Genomic DNA, 1168 nt, shown 5'->3' on the forward strand with positions numbered 1-1168 from the left:
GCGCCTACTGCCTGGCGCGGATGCGCAGCGGCACCGAGGGGCAGCGCAGCGCCGCGGGCGGCGAGGCTGCCGGCACGCCGATGTACGGGTTCGAGCGGGTCGAAGGCTCGATCGAAACCCGTGCTGCGGCCTACGTTCCGCTGCTTCGTGAGATCCAGGGTGACGGGCCGTACGTGCTGTGCGGCTGGTCGTTCGGCGGCGTGATGTCGTATGCGGTCGACTCCGTTGACCGGACTCAGAACCGAGTTGCGGGTAACCCCCATCCGATATGCCTACCCTTGCCCGTGTGTCGTGTTTCCGTAGGGATCGCCCTCGTATGCAGGAATGACCTGCGTGTCTTGCGAGTTGTCGTTCCACTCCCCCTGATAGCCGCTCGCTTCGGCGTACTGAGGATCGTACTGCCCAGTTCCGTCAACCTCGTCCAGGCTGTCCTGAATTGCCGACAGAGCGTTAGCTGTGAGGGTGTGCATGATCTGGCGGACGCGCTCCTGGCGACGACGAACAGCCTGACGCTCGGGGTTTCCGGGGGTGGCCTTCATCTGCGGCACGATGCCCTCGACGTCGTCGACACCACCGGCGTGGTGACCGGCGTCGACGAGCGCCTGCTCGTGCGCCATCTGAGCCTCGTCCTTCTCCTCCGACATACCGATCGGACCGATCATCGTTCCGTTGAGCGCGCTGGTGATCTTCACGACAGACACCTTCGTCGCCGGTCGGCGTTCTCGGTGTTCGATGAGGTCGAGCGTCGAACCTGAGGTTCCGGTCACGTGATCCGAGGCGGCACGCTGCGACTCCACGATGGCGGTCGCCGAACGTGTCGGCAACGCGGCATACACTCGATCTCGCTCCCAGACCTTCAGAGAGGCGCACGTGGCTGACTCGTTCGTACATCTTCACAATCACACCGAGTACTCGATGCTCGACGGTGCGGCCAAGGTCGGCGCCATGTTCGAGGAGGCCGCTCGTCTCGAAATGACCGCCGTCGGCATGACCGACCACGGAAACATGTACGGCGCCAGCCAGTTCTACAACGAGGCAAAGAGTGCCGGCATCAAGCCGATCATCGGCATCGAGGCCTACCGTCGCCGAGGCCTGTGACGTCGAGGCCGACGTCATCCGCACCCTCGCCCGTGACCTGGCCGCCGCCCCGACCGCCGCCGTCTACGGC

General features: G+C 65.0%; 1 protein-coding gene and 2 pseudogenes. 2 read left to right on the forward strand and 1 reads right to left on the reverse strand.

From position 1 onward, the window contains the following. Positions 1-80 precede the first annotated feature (80 nt). Positions 81-206 (forward strand): annotated as a pseudogene (locus tag ABT116_RS48540) (thioesterase domain-containing protein); the annotation flags it as partial. A 66-nt stretch (positions 207-272) separates the two neighbouring features. Here ABT116_RS48540 and ABT116_RS48545 read toward each other — a convergent pair. Continuing rightward, entirely contained in the window at positions 273-692 is a 420-nt protein-coding gene (locus tag ABT116_RS48545) for a hypothetical protein (RefSeq protein WP_351647942.1), read from the reverse strand. Between the two features lie 178 nt (positions 693-870). Between ABT116_RS48545 and ABT116_RS48550 the strand changes: the two are divergent. Next, positions 871-1080: pseudogene (locus tag ABT116_RS48550) on the forward strand (PHP domain-containing protein); the annotation flags it as partial. Between the last annotated feature and the right edge of the window lie 88 nt (positions 1081-1168).

This window comes from Streptomyces sp. NPDC002130, from assembly GCF_040296465.1.
Classification (GTDB): Bacteria; Actinomycetota; Actinomycetes; order Streptomycetales; family Streptomycetaceae; genus Streptomyces.